17 protein-coding genes and 1 pseudogene are annotated in these 13,957 nt (G+C 73.8%); 10 read left to right on the forward strand and 8 right to left on the reverse strand.

The genetic code is table 11. The features are described from left to right. Positions 1–7 precede the first annotated feature (7 nt). The 3 genes from H9L09_RS14260 to dapD all read right to left on the reverse strand — a co-directional run bounded on the left by H9L09_RS14260 (position 8) and on the right by dapD (position 2,325). A complete protein-coding gene (locus H9L09_RS14260) occupies positions 8–289 on the reverse strand; it encodes a hypothetical protein (RefSeq protein ID WP_187577554.1) in 282 nt (93 codons plus the stop codon). Positions 290–458: 169 nt separating this feature from the next. Beyond that, positions 459–1,436 (reverse strand): VldE C-terminal domain-containing protein, encoded by a 978-nt coding sequence (locus H9L09_RS14265; protein WP_187577555.1) that lies wholly within the window; start codon positions 1,434–1,436, stop codon positions 459–461. Then, positions 1,426–2,325, reverse strand: coding sequence for a 2,3,4,5-tetrahydropyridine-2,6-dicarboxylate N-succinyltransferase (gene dapD, locus H9L09_RS14270; protein ID WP_343065139.1), 900 nt, complete (start codon positions 2,323–2,325; stop codon positions 1,426–1,428). The genes H9L09_RS14265 and dapD overlap by 11 nt, the downstream gene beginning before the upstream one ends. 198 nt (positions 2,326–2,523) lie before the next feature. Here dapD and H9L09_RS14275 point away from each other — a divergent pair, with 198 nt between their 5' ends. The 6 genes and pseudogenes from H9L09_RS14275 to H9L09_RS22825 all read left to right on the forward strand — a co-directional run. Then, positions 2,524–3,237, forward strand: coding sequence for a VOC family protein (locus H9L09_RS14275; RefSeq protein WP_223164054.1), 714 nt, complete (start codon positions 2,524–2,526; stop codon positions 3,235–3,237). Between the two features lie 30 nt (positions 3,238–3,267). Beyond that, positions 3,268–4,338, forward strand: a complete 1,071-nt coding sequence (gene dapE, locus H9L09_RS14280; protein WP_223164055.1) for a succinyl-diaminopimelate desuccinylase — start codon at positions 3,268–3,270, stop codon at positions 4,336–4,338. Positions 4,339–4,370: 32 nt separating this feature from the next. Next, complete coding sequence (locus H9L09_RS14285; RefSeq protein WP_187580899.1) at positions 4,371–5,222, forward strand: LOG family protein; 852 nt, start codon at positions 4,371–4,373, stop codon at positions 5,220–5,222. A 45-nt stretch (positions 5,223–5,267) separates the two neighbouring features. Then, positions 5,268–5,654: a DivIVA domain-containing protein gene (locus H9L09_RS14290; RefSeq protein ID WP_187577557.1), complete on the forward strand. Its 387-nt coding sequence runs from the start codon at positions 5,268–5,270 to the stop codon at positions 5,652–5,654. Then, positions 5,654–6,121, forward strand: coding sequence for an SRPBCC family protein (locus H9L09_RS14295; protein ID WP_187577558.1), 468 nt, complete (start codon positions 5,654–5,656; stop codon positions 6,119–6,121). The genes H9L09_RS14290 and H9L09_RS14295 overlap by 1 nt, the downstream gene beginning before the upstream one ends. A gap of 271 nt (positions 6,122–6,392) precedes the next feature. Continuing rightward, positions 6,393–6,740, forward strand: a pseudogene (locus H9L09_RS22825) (M14 family zinc carboxypeptidase); the annotation flags it as partial. Between the two features lie 383 nt (positions 6,741–7,123). Here the strand turns inward: H9L09_RS22825 and H9L09_RS22665 are convergent. The 3 genes from H9L09_RS22665 to H9L09_RS14310 are packed head-to-tail and all read right to left on the reverse strand — an operon-like array spanning position 7,124 to position 9,568. Beyond that, positions 7,124–7,903 (reverse strand): L,D-transpeptidase family protein, encoded by a 780-nt coding sequence (locus H9L09_RS22665; protein WP_343065140.1) that lies wholly within the window; start codon positions 7,901–7,903, stop codon positions 7,124–7,126. Continuing rightward, positions 7,900–8,694: an enoyl-CoA hydratase/isomerase family protein gene (locus H9L09_RS14305; RefSeq protein ID WP_187577560.1), complete on the reverse strand. Its 795-nt coding sequence runs from the start codon at positions 8,692–8,694 to the stop codon at positions 7,900–7,902. Before H9L09_RS14305 ends, H9L09_RS22665 begins: the two co-directional genes overlap by 4 nt. A 13-nt stretch (positions 8,695–8,707) precedes the next feature. Then, positions 8,708–9,568 (reverse strand): PaaX family transcriptional regulator, encoded by an 861-nt coding sequence (locus tag H9L09_RS14310; RefSeq protein ID WP_187577561.1) that lies wholly within the window; start codon positions 9,566–9,568, stop codon positions 8,708–8,710. A gap of 164 nt (positions 9,569–9,732) precedes the next feature. Between H9L09_RS14310 and H9L09_RS14315 the strand changes: the two genes are divergently transcribed. From H9L09_RS14315 to H9L09_RS14325, 3 genes are all read left to right on the forward strand, one after another. Further along, on the forward strand, positions 9,733–9,900 hold the full coding sequence (locus tag H9L09_RS14315) for a DUF3117 domain-containing protein (protein ID WP_187577562.1): 168 nt from the start codon (positions 9,733–9,735) through the stop codon (positions 9,898–9,900). 139 nt (positions 9,901–10,039) lie between these two features. Continuing rightward, a complete protein-coding gene (locus tag H9L09_RS14320) occupies positions 10,040–11,614 on the forward strand; it encodes a leucyl aminopeptidase family protein (protein WP_246456024.1) in 1,575 nt (524 codons plus the stop codon). Position 11,615: 1 nt separating this feature from the next. Beyond that, entirely contained in the window at positions 11,616–11,975 is a 360-nt protein-coding gene (locus H9L09_RS14325; RefSeq protein ID WP_187577564.1) for a hypothetical protein, read from the forward strand. Here H9L09_RS14325 and H9L09_RS14330 read toward each other — a convergent pair. Further along, entirely contained in the window at positions 11,948–12,508 is a 561-nt protein-coding gene (locus H9L09_RS14330; protein WP_187577565.1) for a GNAT family N-acetyltransferase, read from the reverse strand. The genes H9L09_RS14325 and H9L09_RS14330 overlap by 28 nt on opposite strands. 99 nt (positions 12,509–12,607) lie before the next feature. Between H9L09_RS14330 and H9L09_RS14335 the strand changes: the two genes are divergently transcribed. Next, positions 12,608–13,183 (forward strand): DoxX family protein, encoded by a 576-nt coding sequence (locus tag H9L09_RS14335; RefSeq protein WP_187577566.1) that lies wholly within the window; start codon positions 12,608–12,610, stop codon positions 13,181–13,183. 11 nt (positions 13,184–13,194) lie between these two features. Here H9L09_RS14335 and H9L09_RS14340 read toward each other — a convergent pair whose 3' ends face one another. Then, positions 13,195–13,941: an O-methyltransferase gene (locus H9L09_RS14340; protein WP_425491688.1), complete on the reverse strand. Its 747-nt coding sequence runs from the start codon at positions 13,939–13,941 to the stop codon at positions 13,195–13,197. Between the last annotated feature and the right edge of the window lie 16 nt (positions 13,942–13,957).

A 13,957-nucleotide genomic window follows, 5' to 3' on the forward strand; every position in this document is an offset into this window, starting at 1 on the left:
CCCGGCGTCAGGCCGAGGCGCGGGCCGGCATCGGGTGCGGCGCCGGGGCCAGCGGGACCCGGCTCTGCACCCGGCTCGGCGCCGGCGCCAGGACCCGCACGGCGGAGATGCTCTGGACCCGCACCACCGCGTGCTCCATCTCGTCGCTGCTCAGAACGACTCCGTGCCCGTCCACGGCCACCACGGTGCCGGCCAGCCAGGCGCCCTCCACGAGCACCTGCACCGGCACGTCCGCCTCGTGGGCGCGGTTGAGCGCGGTCCCGATCGTGTAGAGCACGGAGTCGTTCATGGAGCCCCTCCCGGTCGTGCGCCGGCCTCCCTCCCGGGGCCGGCGACGGTGCCGGCTTCCCCCGCGAGCCGGCTGGTCCAGGATCGCCTGGTTCGGGGTGCTCGCACATCGGCCGCGCGGTCAGCTCCTCCACCCGATCAGCCGGACCGGCATAGCCCGAACAGGCCGGTCAGCCGCCCTCGACGACGTCCACATGGACATGGTCGCGGTGCAGCAGCGTGGCCCGGTTGCCGGGCCGGTCGCCCGGGTCGTAGTCGCGCCAGCCCTGGGACGAGCGCGGCCCGGCCGACCAGATCTTCGCGTCGAAGATGACGTGGTCGACCTTCAGCCGGTCGGCGTGCGCCACCAGGTACTGCGCCACCGCCCAGCCGCGCCGCTTGCTCTGATCGGAGACCGGACGGAAGAAGATGTCGATCGCGCGACCGTCGTAGTGCGCCGACCCCTTCATGTGTCCGGTGCTCACGCCGCCGGCGGCGAAGCCGCCCAGCGACAGGTCGCCGAACACCCGCTCGACGTCCTGACGGACCTTCGCGGCCCGCGGCGTGAGCCCGGAGGCGCCCTCGCGCTGCCGGCGGGCGTCGTCCTCGCGGACCACGCAGCTGAAGGCGGCCGGGCTCCAGCCGGTCAGCGCCGAGGCGAGCGCCCGGCCGTCCGCGGCGTGGTCCTCGTACGCCTCGGGGAAGCCGGACCGCTGCACCCGCTGGGCGGCCTCGGTGATCCGCATCGTCTCGAAGCCGTCGATCTTCTCCAACTCGTCGTAGAACTGGTTGGTCGCGTAGACCGGGTCCTGGATCTGGCGGCTGGTGCCCCAGCCCTGCGACGGCCGCTGCTGGAAGATCCCCACCGAGTCCCGGTCGCCGTGGTCGAGGTTGCGGATCTTGCTCTCCTGGTACGCCGTGGCCAGCGCGATCGACACCGCCCGGGCCGGCAGCCCGCGCCGGACGCCGATCGCGGCGATGGTGGCGGCGTTCTCGGCCTGATCGGTGTCGAGCTCGACCGTGACCTCGCCGACCTGCGCCGTGCATCCCTCAGGGTCCGGGAACGGTCCGACGCCGGTGTAGAGCAGCACCCCCACCCCGGCGGCCGCCGCCAGGCCGAGGACCAGGACGAGCAGGACGCGGGCGACCCGGCCTGCCTCAGTTCGCATGGAGGTCGGCGTTGAGCTCGATGCCCTGCCGCTTCCACGGCACCGCCTCGACGGCGCCGGTGGTGGAGTTGCGCCGGAACAGCACGTTGTCCGCCCCGGACAGCTCGGCCGCCTTGACGACCCGCGACTCCGAGCCGCCGCCGACGCCCTCCTGCCGGATCAGCACCTTGGTGCCGGCGGTGACGTAACAGCCCGCCTCGACCACGCAGTCGTTGCCGAGCGAGATGCCGATCCCCGAGTTCGCGCCGAGCAGGCACCGCTCGCCGACCGAGACCACCGTGGTGCCGCCGCCGGACAGGGTGCCCATGATCGAGGCGCCGCCCCCGACGTCGGAGCCGTCGCCGACCACGACGCCGGCGCTGATCCGGCCCTCCACCATGGAGGCGCCGAGCGTGCCGGCGTTGAAGTTCACGAACCCCTCGTGCATGACGGTGGTGCCCACGGCCAGGTGCGCGCCGAGCCGGACCCGGTCCGCGTCGGCGATCCGCACGCCGGTCGGCAGGACGTAGTCGGTCATCCGGGGGAACTTGTCGACGCCGTACACCGACACGTGCCCGTGGGCCTGCTTGAGCCGGGTCCGGGTCAGCTCGAAGGCCTCGACCGCACACGGCCCGGCGCTGGTCCACACGACGTTGGTGAGCAGCCCGAAGACGCCGTCGAGGTTGATCGAGTGCGGCGTGACGAGGCGGTGGCTGAGCAGGTGCAGCCGCAGCCACGCGTCGTGGGTGTCGGTGGGCGGGGCCTGCAGGTCCTCGGCGAAGGTGAGCACGACCGAGCGCCGGACCCCCCGGACCTCGTCGACCCCTTCGAGCCGCAGCAGCTCGGCCGGGGCGTCGACGTCGCCGGTGGGCCGCCCGAGCGCCGGCATCGGGAACCAGGTGTCCAGCACGCCGCCCTCGCCCTCGGTGCCGGCGTAGGTGGCCAGCCCGAACGCCCAGGCGCTGGTCGGCGCCGGGTGGGACGCGGCCGACTCGGCGGCTGCGGGGACAGTCGTCTCGGGGTGTGGTCGGTGTCGGTCACGTGTGCCACGCTACCCAAGCCTCGGGAGCCGGGTCGCTCCCCTGGACCAACGGGTGAGAGGAACCACATGGGCAGCACACCGACCGGCCACGCCAGCTGGCACGAGCTCTGCATGGACACCGCGGCGCGGGGGCCGGCCCTCGGACGGTTCTGGGCGGGCGCCGTCGGGGGAGAGCTGCGCACCACCGCGGACGACCCGGTCGGCGACGTGGTCGTCCCCGGGGTGGAGCACGGCGGGATCGCCCTGTGCCCGGTGCCGGAGGCCAGGACCGTCAAGCACCGGGTCCACCTCGACGTCTACACCGCCTCGCTCGCCTCGCTGGAGGCGCTCGGCGCCACGGTGCTGCTGCCCGCGGAGCAGAGCGGACTGCCGTGGACGGTGATGGCCGACCCCGAGGGCGGCGAGCTCTGCGCGTTCCTCCGGGCGCCCGCCGAGCTGCCGGCGTACCTCCTGCACGGCGTGGTCGTGGACTGCGCCGACCCGGAGCGGGTCGCCACCTGGTGGGCGGAGCGGTTCGGGTGCGCGGTGGACGACAACGACGGCAGGGGGTACTTCACCGTCCACGACGTGCCCGGGATGCCGATCGCGACCTTCGACTTCGTGCCGGTGCCCGAGCCCAAGACCGTCAAGAACCGCATCCACTGGGACGTCTTCGGTGCCGCCGCCGACTTCGAGGCGGCCGGCGCCACGCGGCTGCGCCGCCGCGACGACGAGATCTCCTGGGACGTGCTGGCCGACCCGGAGGGCAACGAGTTCTGCGTGTTCACGCCGCGCGGTTGAGCGTCGGCACGCGATGGCAGGATGAGCGGCATGGGACTTGACCTGAACGCCGACGCGGCGCAGCTGACCGAGGACCTCGTCAACATCGAGTCGGTGAGCGGCGACGAGGCGCTGATCGCCGACGCCATCCAGGACGCGCTCGACGAGCTGCCGCACCTGGCGGTGCAGCGGTTCGGCAACACCGTGGTGGCGAGGACCGAGCTGGGGCGCCCGGAGCGGGTCGTCATCGCCGGTCACATCGACACGGTGCCGTTCAACGACAACCTGCCGGCCCGGCGCGACCCGGACGGCGACGGCTTCCTGCACGGCCTGGGCTCCTGCGACATGAAGGGCGGCGTGGCGATCGCGCTGCGCCTGGCGGCGACGATGCCCGAGCCCAACCGTGACGTGACCTTCGTGTTCTACGAGTGCGAGGAGGTCGAGGCCGAGCGCAACGGTCTCTTCCGGCTCTCGCTCAGTGACCCCGCCCTGCTCGAGGCGGACTTCGCGATCCTGATGGAGCCCTCGGACGCGGTCGTCGAGGCGGGCTGCCAGGGCACCATGCGCGTCGACGTGCTCACCCGGGGCGAGCGGGCCCACTCGGCGCGGTCCTGGAAGGGCGTCAACGCCATCCACAGCGCCGCCGAGGTGCTGGCCCGCCTCAACGCCTACGAAGCCCGGCGGCCGGTGATCGACGGGCTGGAGTACCACGAGGGTCTCAACGCGGTCTTCATCTCCGGCGGCGTGGCCGGCAACGTGCTCCCCGACGAGTGCCGGGTCTCGGTCAACTTCCGGTTCGCCCCGGACCGTTCCGAGGAGGAGGCGCTGGCGCACGTGCGCGAGGTGTTCGCCGGCTTCGAGATCGAGGTCAGCGACTCCGCTCCGGCGGCGATGCCGGGCCTCACGGTGCCCGCGGCCGCGGCATTCGTGGAGGCCGTCGGCGGCACCGTCAACCCCAAGTTCGGCTGGACCGACGTGGCCCGGTTCAGCACCCTCGGCGTGCCGGCCGTGAACTTCGGCCCCGGCGACCCGCACCTGGCCCACAAGCAGGAGGAGTTCGTGCCGCTCGCGCACCTGGCCACCGTGGAGCAGCAGCTGCGCGCCTGGCTGGGGGAGCGGTGAGCGAGCACCCGGCCGAGAAGCGCCGGGGCCGGATGACACTGCGCCGCGGCCAGCTCGACTCCAGCACCACCGACCAGCGGCTGCTGGACTCCCGCGGCCCGAGCGACTGGGTGCACACCGACCCGTGGCGGGTGATGCGGATCCAGAGCGAGTTCGTCGAGGGCTTCGGCGCGCTGGCCGAGCTGGGCCCGGCGATCTCGGTCTTCGGCTCGGCCCGCACCCGGGTCGGCGACCCGGCGTACGTCGCCGCCGAGCGGCTCGGCCGCCACCTCACCGAGGCGGGCTTCGCCGTGATCACCGGCGGCGGGCCCGGGGTGATGGAGGCCGCCAACAAGGGTGCCTCGGAGGCCGGCGGCACCTCGGTCGGGCTCGGCATCGAGCTGCCCTTCGAGTCCGGCCTCAACGAGTACGTCGACCGGGGGGTGAACTTCCGCTACTTCTTCGCGCGCAAGACGATGTTCGTGAAGTACGCCCAGGGGTTCGTGGTGCTGCCCGGTGGCTTCGGCACCTTCGACGAGCTCTTCGAGGCGCTCACGCTGGTGCAGACCGAGAAGGTCACCTCGTTCCCGATCGTCCTGGTCGGCACTGCCTACTGGTCCGGGCTGGTCGACTGGCTCCGCGACACGGTGCTGGCCGACGGCAAGGTCTCCGCGCAGGACCTGGAGATGCTCCAGCTCACCGACGACGTCGACGAGGCGGTCGCGATCATGGTGGCCGCGCGCGAGCTGCGGCACTCCGACCTGCCCGGCGGCGGCACCCACCCCGGCCAGCCGGTCTCGGGCGAGGTCGACGGGCACCTGCACCTGGACGTGACCGACGGCGCGGGCGCGCCGGGGTGGCCGCCGGCGGACGAGGCGGCAGTGGAGGCCGAGCGCCCCGAGTGACCGTCGCTGCCGGGGAGGTTTAGGCCTGCGTGCGACGATGGCGCCATGACCTGGTTCTTCGCCTTCGTCATCGTCGCCGTGCTCGGCGTGATCGCCGTCGTGGCCTCGGGACGTGGCGGCGCGATGGCCGAGACGTTCGACGACCGACCCGACTCCCGCGTGCAGGCCGAGGGTCCGCTGACCTCCGACGACCTCCGCGCCGTGCGGTTCTCCACCGCGTTCCGCGGCTACCGGATGTCGGAGGTCGACGCACTGCTCGACCGGCTGGGTGCCGAGCTCGACGCCGCAGGCCGGGAGCCGGTCGCGCACCACAACGGCGTGACGCCCGGTGAGCCGACGGTCCACCACGACGGCGAGCCGGTCCACCACGCCGCCGCACCGGTGCGCGTCGACGACGGCACGCTCGACGAGCCCGCCGAGGGCCGGTCCTGATGCGCGTGCTGATCGAGCGGACCGTCGACGCCGCGGTCCCCGCGGACCGGCTGTGGTCCTACGTCACCGACTGGCCGCGCCAGGGCGAGTGGGTGCCGCACACCCGCGTCGAGCTGGTCGACCCCGCCGACCCGGCCCACGCCGTCGGCGGCCGGATCCGGGCCTGGTCCGGTCTCGGCCCGATCGGGTTCTGGGACACGATGACGATCACCGGGTGGCGCGAGCACGGCGACGGTGGCGGCCGCTGCGAGGTGCTGCACACCGGCGCCGTGGTGCGCGGCGAGGGGGAGTTCGTCGTCGAGGCGACGGGTCCCTCGAGCAGCCGGTTCATCTGGAAGGAGATGGCGGTGCTGCCGCTGGGGCGGCTCGGCGCGCTCGGCTGGCGAGTGGTGCACACGCCCGTCGAACGGCTCATCGACCGCGGTCTCGACACCATGCGTCGCCAGGTCGAGAACACCGCGCACTGAGCGGTGCCCGCCACGCCGGCTCGCGTCGTGGCCCGATAACGGATGCGCAAGGCCCTTCGTGGGGCAGGATCGGCACGTGAACCCCCTGCTTCCCCTGGCCCACCGGATGCCCGCCCTCCCGCGGCAGTGGCCGGTGCTCGGCCTGCTGCTCGCCACCGGCCTGGCCGCACCGCTGACGGCGTACTCCTCGACCGCCTTCGCGTCGAGCGGCGCCGGCCCGGTGGCGTCCGCGCGGTCGGGGGTCTCGGTGGGCACCGTCATCGAGCGCCGGATGCTCGGCCGCTCGGTGCAGGGCCGTCAGATCTGGGCCTACCGCGTGGGCGATCCCGAGGCCGCCGTCACGGCGGTGGCGATGGCCACCATGCACGGCAACGAGCCGGCGCCCCGGAAGATCCTGCGCAGCATCCGCGCCGGTGACCCGGTCAAGAGTCTCGACCTGTGGGTCGTGCCCACCGTGAACCCCGACGGGCTGGCCCGCGGCACCCGCAAGAACGCCCGCGGGGTCGACCTGAACCGCAACTTCCCGTTCCGGTGGGCCGACCTCGACGGCAACTACGAGTCCGGTCCCAAGGCCGGCTCGGAGCCGGAGACCCGGGCCCTGATGCGGTTCTTCGCCGACGTGCGGCCCAAGTTCGTCGTCAGCTTCCACCAGCCGTTGGACGGTGTCGACATCTCGACACCCGCGACACGACGGTTCGGGATCCGGCTGGCACGCGGCCTGGACCTGCCGCGCAAGGAGCTGGTGTGCGGCGGGGTCTGCCACGGCACCTTCACCCAGTGGTACAACCACCGGTTCGACCGCAAGGCGGTGACGGTGGAGTACGGCGCGCACCCCGGGTACCGCCGGATGTGGGTGGTCGCCCCCGGCAGCTGGTGCGGACCCTCGGCGGCCACTACTGACCTGGTGGGCTGCTTCCCATGGAAGCTTGACGGTTCCCACGGGTTGCGCGCCATGGGAAGCATCAGAACGCCGACATCCCGTGGTAATCGGGGGGCGCGAGTTCAGAGGTGGCGCTTGACCCAGCCGGTCGGGCCCATCACGATCCGCGGCTGCCGCGCCGGGTCGAGCCACCGCACCAGCCACCGGAGGTCGCGTAGCGGGCCCGCGACGCAGCCGGCGGTGTAGGTGGAACGCTGCACGTGCAGGAAGATCCCGCCGCCGCGGGCGGTGTCGGCCGGCCGGCGGGCGACGTACTGGCGCCGCTTGCTCGACCAGTGCACGCCACCGGGCAGGTTGAACCCCAGGACGACGGCGTAGGCGTACTCGTAGCCGTAGGACGCCAGCCGCTCCCGGTAGTCCGTGCGCCAGTGCGAGGTGCTCGCCTGGGACGGCTGGTAGATGTTGTAGGTGGCCGGGTCGCGCGGCTCGTAGGGCCAGACGTCGTCCCCGTCGGCGTGCTCGTAGGGCAGCTTTGCGCCGGGGTCGGCCCGGTTGCCGAAGGCGTCCGGCATCGCGAAGCTGCCCGCCGGGGTGGTCCCGGTGTTCTGCCGGCGCTTGCCGGCCGGCACCCAGCCGTTCCAGCCCAGCCGGACCGTCACCGGCCCGCGGACGCGGTGCCAGCCGTCGGCGCGCTTGCGCCACACCGACATCCGGGCCCGGGTCGCCGACCACCGGTCGCTGGTCACGGTGACCAGCTGCTCGGTGCCCGCGGGGAGGTCGAGGTACGCCGGCAGCGGCGCCGCCGCCGAGGCCGGGGCCGCCGCGGGACCGACCAGGCCCGCGGCCACCAACGCCAGCCCCGCCAGCCCGGCCAGGGCGGTGCGGCCTGGCAGCCGGCTCACCGGCCCTCGAAGGTCGGCTTCTGCTTCGCCACGAAGGACGCCACCGCGTTCGCGTGGTCGCGGGTCGAGCCGGTCAGCGTCATCATCTCCGCCTCGAAGGCCAGCGACGCCTCGAGGTCGTGCCCGGCGGAGAACTCCACCGACCGGCGGACCGCGCCGTAGGCGACGGTGGGGCCGGCGGCCAGCCGGGCCGCGAGCGCCCCCGCCTCGGCGGGCAGCGTGTCCGCGGGCACCACCGAGGTGGCCAGCCCCAGCGTCAGGGCCTCCTCGGCCGGGATCGTCCGCGGGAAGTAGAGCAGCTCGAGCGCCTTGCCGCGACCGACCAGCCGCTGCAGGGTCCACGAGGAGCCGGTGTCGCAGGAGAGCGCGACGCCGGTGAACGCGAGGTTGTAGCCGGCGGTGTCGGCGAGGATCCGGAAGTCCGCCGCGAACGCCAGGCTGGCGCCGGCGCCGGCGGCGACGCCGTTGACCGCGGCGACCACCGGCTTCGGCATCGTCAGCAACGCGTGCACGATCGGGTTGTAGTGGTCCGGCACGGTGGTGAACAGCGCGTCCGAGGAGCTGCTGTGCAGGATCTCGATGTGCTCCTTGAGGTCCTGGCCGACGCAGAAGGCCCGGCCGGTGCCGGTGAGCACCAGGCAGCGGACGGCGTCGTCCTGCGCCGCCTCGGTGACGGCGTCGCGCAGCGCCACCTTGGTGGCCACGTCGAGGCTGTTCATGGCCTCGGGCCGGTCCAGCGTCACGGTGGCGACGCCGTCGGCGACGTCGTACCGCACGGGCTGCTCGGTCATCTGGGATCTCCCGTCATCGGTTCCGGTCGGTGGGGGCCACGACGGCCCCGGGGTGGGCCTCCGCGGCACCCACCTCTGCCAGGCAGGTGTCGACGTGCCGCGACGCCGCCGGCAGCAGCCGCTCGGCCTCCTGGGCGAAGAACCTAGCCGCCTCGTCGCCGGGCCAGTGCGGCGGCAGCAGCTCGGCGGGCAGGCCGGGGTCGCTGAAGAGGAACTTGCGCCACTCGTGCACGAGCCGTGAGCGTACGGCGAACGCGTGCTCGTCCGCGTCGACCGGAGGCCCGGAGCCGTCCACGCCACCGCTGGCCGGCTCGCGCACCAGCGCCTTCGCGTCCTGGTGCCAGCGCCGGTAGGCCGAGGCGAGGGCCTCGAGGTCCCAGGCCTGGGCCGCCCGCGCCGCGGGCCGCTCGTCCGCGGCCGCGAACCGTGCGTGCTCGATGCCCTCGGCGTCGAGCAGCACCTGCACCTCCGCGGAGGCGAACGGGCTGATCCAGGTGGAGTCGGTCAGCGCGGCGTAGCCGAGGAAGCCGAGCCCGGAGCGGATCCGTTCGCGGGCCGAGCGCGAGGTCGGCAGCTGCAGCACCAGCAGGTCCCAGGAACCGGTCCAGGGGCGCTCCCGGGTCCGGTAGATCCGGGCGGCGGCGTCGTCGAGGCGGCGCCGGGCGTGCTCGGTGAGCCGGTAGCCGGGACCGGCCGGCAGCCGCACCGCCTCCAGCCAGCCCTGGCGGACCATCCGCGAGATCGCGGTGCGGACCGCGGGTGCGGTGATGCCCAGCGGTCTCAGCAGGCGGACGAGCACCGCCACCGGCGCGGCGCCCCCGCGGGCGAGCAGGTGGTCGCCGTACACGTCGAACAGCGCTGACCGGGCATGCACAGAGGGCAGTCTGCCGCACAGTCTGGGCAGTCGGGGGGTGGCTCGTCAGGTTTTGAGGGATAATGGGCTCCGCAGCACTAGGCGCGCCCGGGCCAGGCACTCACACGATGAGAGCGGCCACGCAAGGCACGGCGCACAGACAGGGAACAGGAAGAGGTGTGCGCATGGCGGCGATGAAGCCGCGGACGGGCGACGGCCCGCTCGAGGTCACAAAAGAGGGACGGGGCATCGTGATGCGAGTCCCGCTCGAAGGTGGTGGCCGTCTGGTGGTCGAGCTCAATGCTGACGAGGCAGGCGCGCTCGGAGAAGCACTCAAGCAGGTGGTGGGCTGACCCGCCCGCCGCCGTTCACGGAGAAGCCCCGGTCGCTCCACGGAGCGGCCGGGGCTTCTGCACGTCCGGTGCCGCAGCGTCCGGGCCGCCGAGTAGGGTCGAGGACGTCCGCCCATCCCCAGTCCAGGAGGCCCGCACGGTGACGCTCCCCGCCCAGGTCAGCCCGCCGGAGATCGCGCTCAGCGACTCCGCCCCGTCCCAGGTGGCCGGCGCGGAGGTGGTCGCGGTGCCCGTGCTCGCCGACGGCGCCCCGGACGCGGACGGAGCCGCGCTCACCCTCGGTCCCGGTGCCGCCGAGCTGCTCGACGAGCTCGACGAGGACCTGTTCGCGCTGCTCGACGCCGCCAAGGCGACCGGCGAGGCCGGACAGATCGTGGACCGCACGGTGCTCGACGCGTCCGGGATGGGCAACAAGGACCTCCGCCAGGTGCTGCTCGTGGGCGTCGGCGCCGGCACCCCCGCGGAGCTGCGCCGGGCCGGCGCCGCCCTCGCCCGCCGGACCCGGGACTGCGGCGTCGTCGCGACCTCCCTGGCCGCGCTGGCCGACGAGGCCGGCCTCCGGGCCCTCGTCGAGGGCCTGGTGCTGGGCTCCTTCGAGTTCCACATGCGCTCCGGCGGCCCGCTGATCACCCCGCCGAAGCAGGTGGTGCTGGCCGGGGTCACCGACGTGAAGGGCCGCCGGCCCGCGCTGGAGCGGTCGTTGGCGGTGGCCGGCGCGAGCTGGCGGTCGCGGACGCTCGCGCTGGTGCCGGCCAACGAGAAGAACCCGGTGTGGATGGCCGAGCAGGCCGCCGACGTCGCCCGGCACGCGGGCCTCGGCATCACCGTCTGGGACGAGAAGCGGCTCGCAGCCGAGGGGTTCGGCGGCATCGTCGGCGTCGGGCAGGGCTCGGTGAACCCGCCGCGGCTGGTCCGCCTCGACTACGCCCCGCGCAAGGCGAACCGCAAGACCCCGCACGTCGTGCTGGTCGGCAAGGGCATCACCTTCGACACCGGTGGGCTCTCGATCAAGCCCAAGGACAACATGATGCTGATGAAGCGCGACATGACCGGCGCCGGCGTGGTGCTGGCGGTCATGGGCGCGCTGGCCGCGGTGGACTGCCCGGTCCGGGTGACCGGCTTGATGGCCTGCGCGGAGAACTCGGTGGGGGCGGCCTCGATCCGGCCCGGCGACGTGCTGCGCCACTACCGCGGGCGCACCAGCGAGGTGACCAACACCGACGCCGAGGGCCGGCTGGTGATGGCCGACGCGCTGGCCTACGCCGTCGAGCAGCTGCACCCCGACGTGCTGGTCGACGTCGCCACCCTGACCGGGGCGATGAAGATCGCGCTCGGCCAGCGCACCGGCGGCTTCTTCGCCACCGACGACGCCCTGGCCGACACGTTGCGGACCGCGTCGCTCTCGGCCGGCGAGCCGCTGTGGCGGATGCCGCTGGTGGACGACTACGAGGAGCGGCTGGCGTCCAAGGTCGCCGACGCCGACAACGCGGCCGGCGGCCCGGGAGCGATCACCGCGGCGCTGTTCCTGCAGCACTTCACCGGCGGCCTGCCGTGGGCGCACCTCGACATCGCCTCCGTGGGCGACTCGCCGAGCGACGAGCTCGAGTGGACCAAGGGCGCCACCGGTTTCGGTGCCCGGGCGCTGCTGCACTGGCTGGAGCTGCGCGAACCGTTGGCCGGGGTGGGCGCCCCGGCCGCACACAGGGAGGTGTGACATGCACGGACTGACGGTGCGCTGGTCGCTGGCGGCCGCGCCGGAGGGGGCGGAGGACGCGCTTCGCGCGTACGTCGAGTCCTCCTCGCACGCCCGGTTCTCGGGCAAGTCGGGGCTGCGGTTCAAGACCTGGCGGATGCGTCCGGGGGAGTGGTTCGAGGGCTGCTACGTCTTCGAGACCAGCGCCGAGCGGGACGCCTTCGAGACGGAGTTCACCGAGAACGCCGCCACGTCGCCCGGTTCGCAGCTGGTCGGCTCCTCGCCGGAGCTGATCGAGCCGTGCGAGATCGTCGCGGTCGCCGAGGGCGGCGCCGGGTTCCTTGCTGCGCCGAGCTACGCCGGCCCGGTCGGCACCCAGTAGCGCAGCTTGCCCTGCCGGGTGTCCTCGTAGACCCCGCCGTTGCGCTCGATAGTGCGCCGTGACGGCTCGTTGTCCACGTCGCAGGTGACCAGCACCGGGTCGATGCCCCGCGCGTGGCACAGCGGCAGCATCTGCGCGAGGGCGTACGTCGCCGCGCCCCTGCCCCGGGCGCTGGGACGGACGCCGTACCCGATGTGCCCGCCCCAGGTGAGCAGCAGGTCGGTCAGCCGGTGGCGCAGCGAGATCCGGCCGACGTACCCGTGCTCGTCGACGATCCACCGGACGGTGTACGGCACGTAGGCCGCCGGCCGGGGCGTCTCCTCAAGCCGTTCGGCGAGCAGGTGCTCGACGTAGCGCGCGAAGACCGCCGGGTCGGCGACGTCCTCGCGGCTGAACCGCAGCCCGGGGAAGCCGTCCTCGGCGGGCAGGGAGACCAGCCCCGAGTACGCCGGCCTGCCCTCGGCGGCGAACTCGTCGGCCGCCTCGAGGAAGCTGCGGTGGAAGCGGGGGTCGGGGTCGACGAGCCGGAACACCCGACCAGCCTAGGCGCGCAGTCGGTCCGACGTGCATGCCGCCGGCCCGGGCGGGTATGCCTGAGAGGTCCCCCCCGTTCGTCCCCCCAGGAGATCGTCGTGAACCTCACCAGGCTCGTCGCCCGTGCCGTCGTCGGAGGGCTGTTCGTCGGCCACGGCACCCAGAAGCTCGCCGGGTGGTTCGGCGGCCCCGGCCTGGAGGGCACCACCGGGATGATGGAGTCGCTGGAGATGAACCCGCCGCGGCGCAACGCCCTGGCCGCCGGGGTCACCGAGACCGCGGGCGGGGCGCTGCTGGTCGCGGGCCTGGCCACGCCGCTGGCCAGCGCCGGGCTGATCGGCACGATGATCACCGCGATCCGCAAGGTGCACTGGTCGAGCGGGCCGTGGGCGACCAGCGGCGGCTACGAGTACAACCTCGTGCTGATCGCCTCGCTGCTCGCTCTCGCCGAGGAACGGCCCGGCGACCTCTCCCTCGACGCGGCGCTCGGTCTGGACTTCACCGGGGTGAAGTGGCCGCTGGCCGCCCTGGCCCTGGGCGCGGCCGCGTCCGAGGCCAGCGTGCTGCTGGGCAGGCGGGGCGGCGCCGACGCGAAGGCCAGCGCGTCCGACGGCGGGGTCGGCGAGCACCTCGACGAGGCCGGTCCGGTCCGGCCCCGCCCCGGCGTCGTCTGAGCCGGTCCGGGTCAGGAGCCGGGGGTCCACACCTTCTTGGCCACCAGCAGGCCGTCGCCGACCGGCAGCAGCACCGGCAGCAGCGACTCGTGCTCGCCGACGGTGCGGACCAGCTCGCGGATCGCCACCGTCTCCTCGTCCCGCTGCGCCGGGTCGGCCACCCGGTCGTGCCAGAGCGCGTTGTCGAACGCCACGATGCCGCCGGGCCGGAGCAGCCGCATCGCCTCGTCGAGGTAGGCGGAGTACTCCCGCTTGTCGCCGTCGGCGAAGACCATGTCGTAGTGGCCGTCGGTCAGCCGCGGCAGCACGTCGAGGGCGGCGCCGGGGATCAGCCGGACCCGCTGCGAGGGGATCCCGGCCTCGGTGAAGGCCTCCTTGGCGAGTCGCTGGTGCTCCGCCTCGGTGTCCACGGTGGTGAGCACCCCGTCGGGGCGCATCCCGCGCATCATCCAGACACCGGAGACCCCGGTGCCGGTGCCGATCTCGACCACGGCGCGGGCCTCGGTGACCGCGGCCAGGAAGCGCAGGGCCGCGCCGCCACCGCAGCCGATCGGGGCGACCCCGACCTCGGTGGCCCGGGCGCGTGCGTTGCGGAGCACGTCGTCCTCGCTGACGAACTCCTCGGCGTAGTTCCAGCTGGCCGGCTTGAGTCCCGTGGCGATGATGGCCTCCCTCGTCGTGCCCCGGGCGGTCGGTGACCCGGGTGCGTCTGCGGCGGACTCTACCGTCGTCGCGGTCTCCCGAGCGCCATCGGCCACGACCGCCGCGGTCGCG

The organism is Nocardioides mesophilus, from assembly GCF_014395785.1.
GTDB lineage: Bacteria > Actinomycetota > Actinomycetes > Propionibacteriales > Nocardioidaceae > Nocardioides_B > Nocardioides_B mesophilus.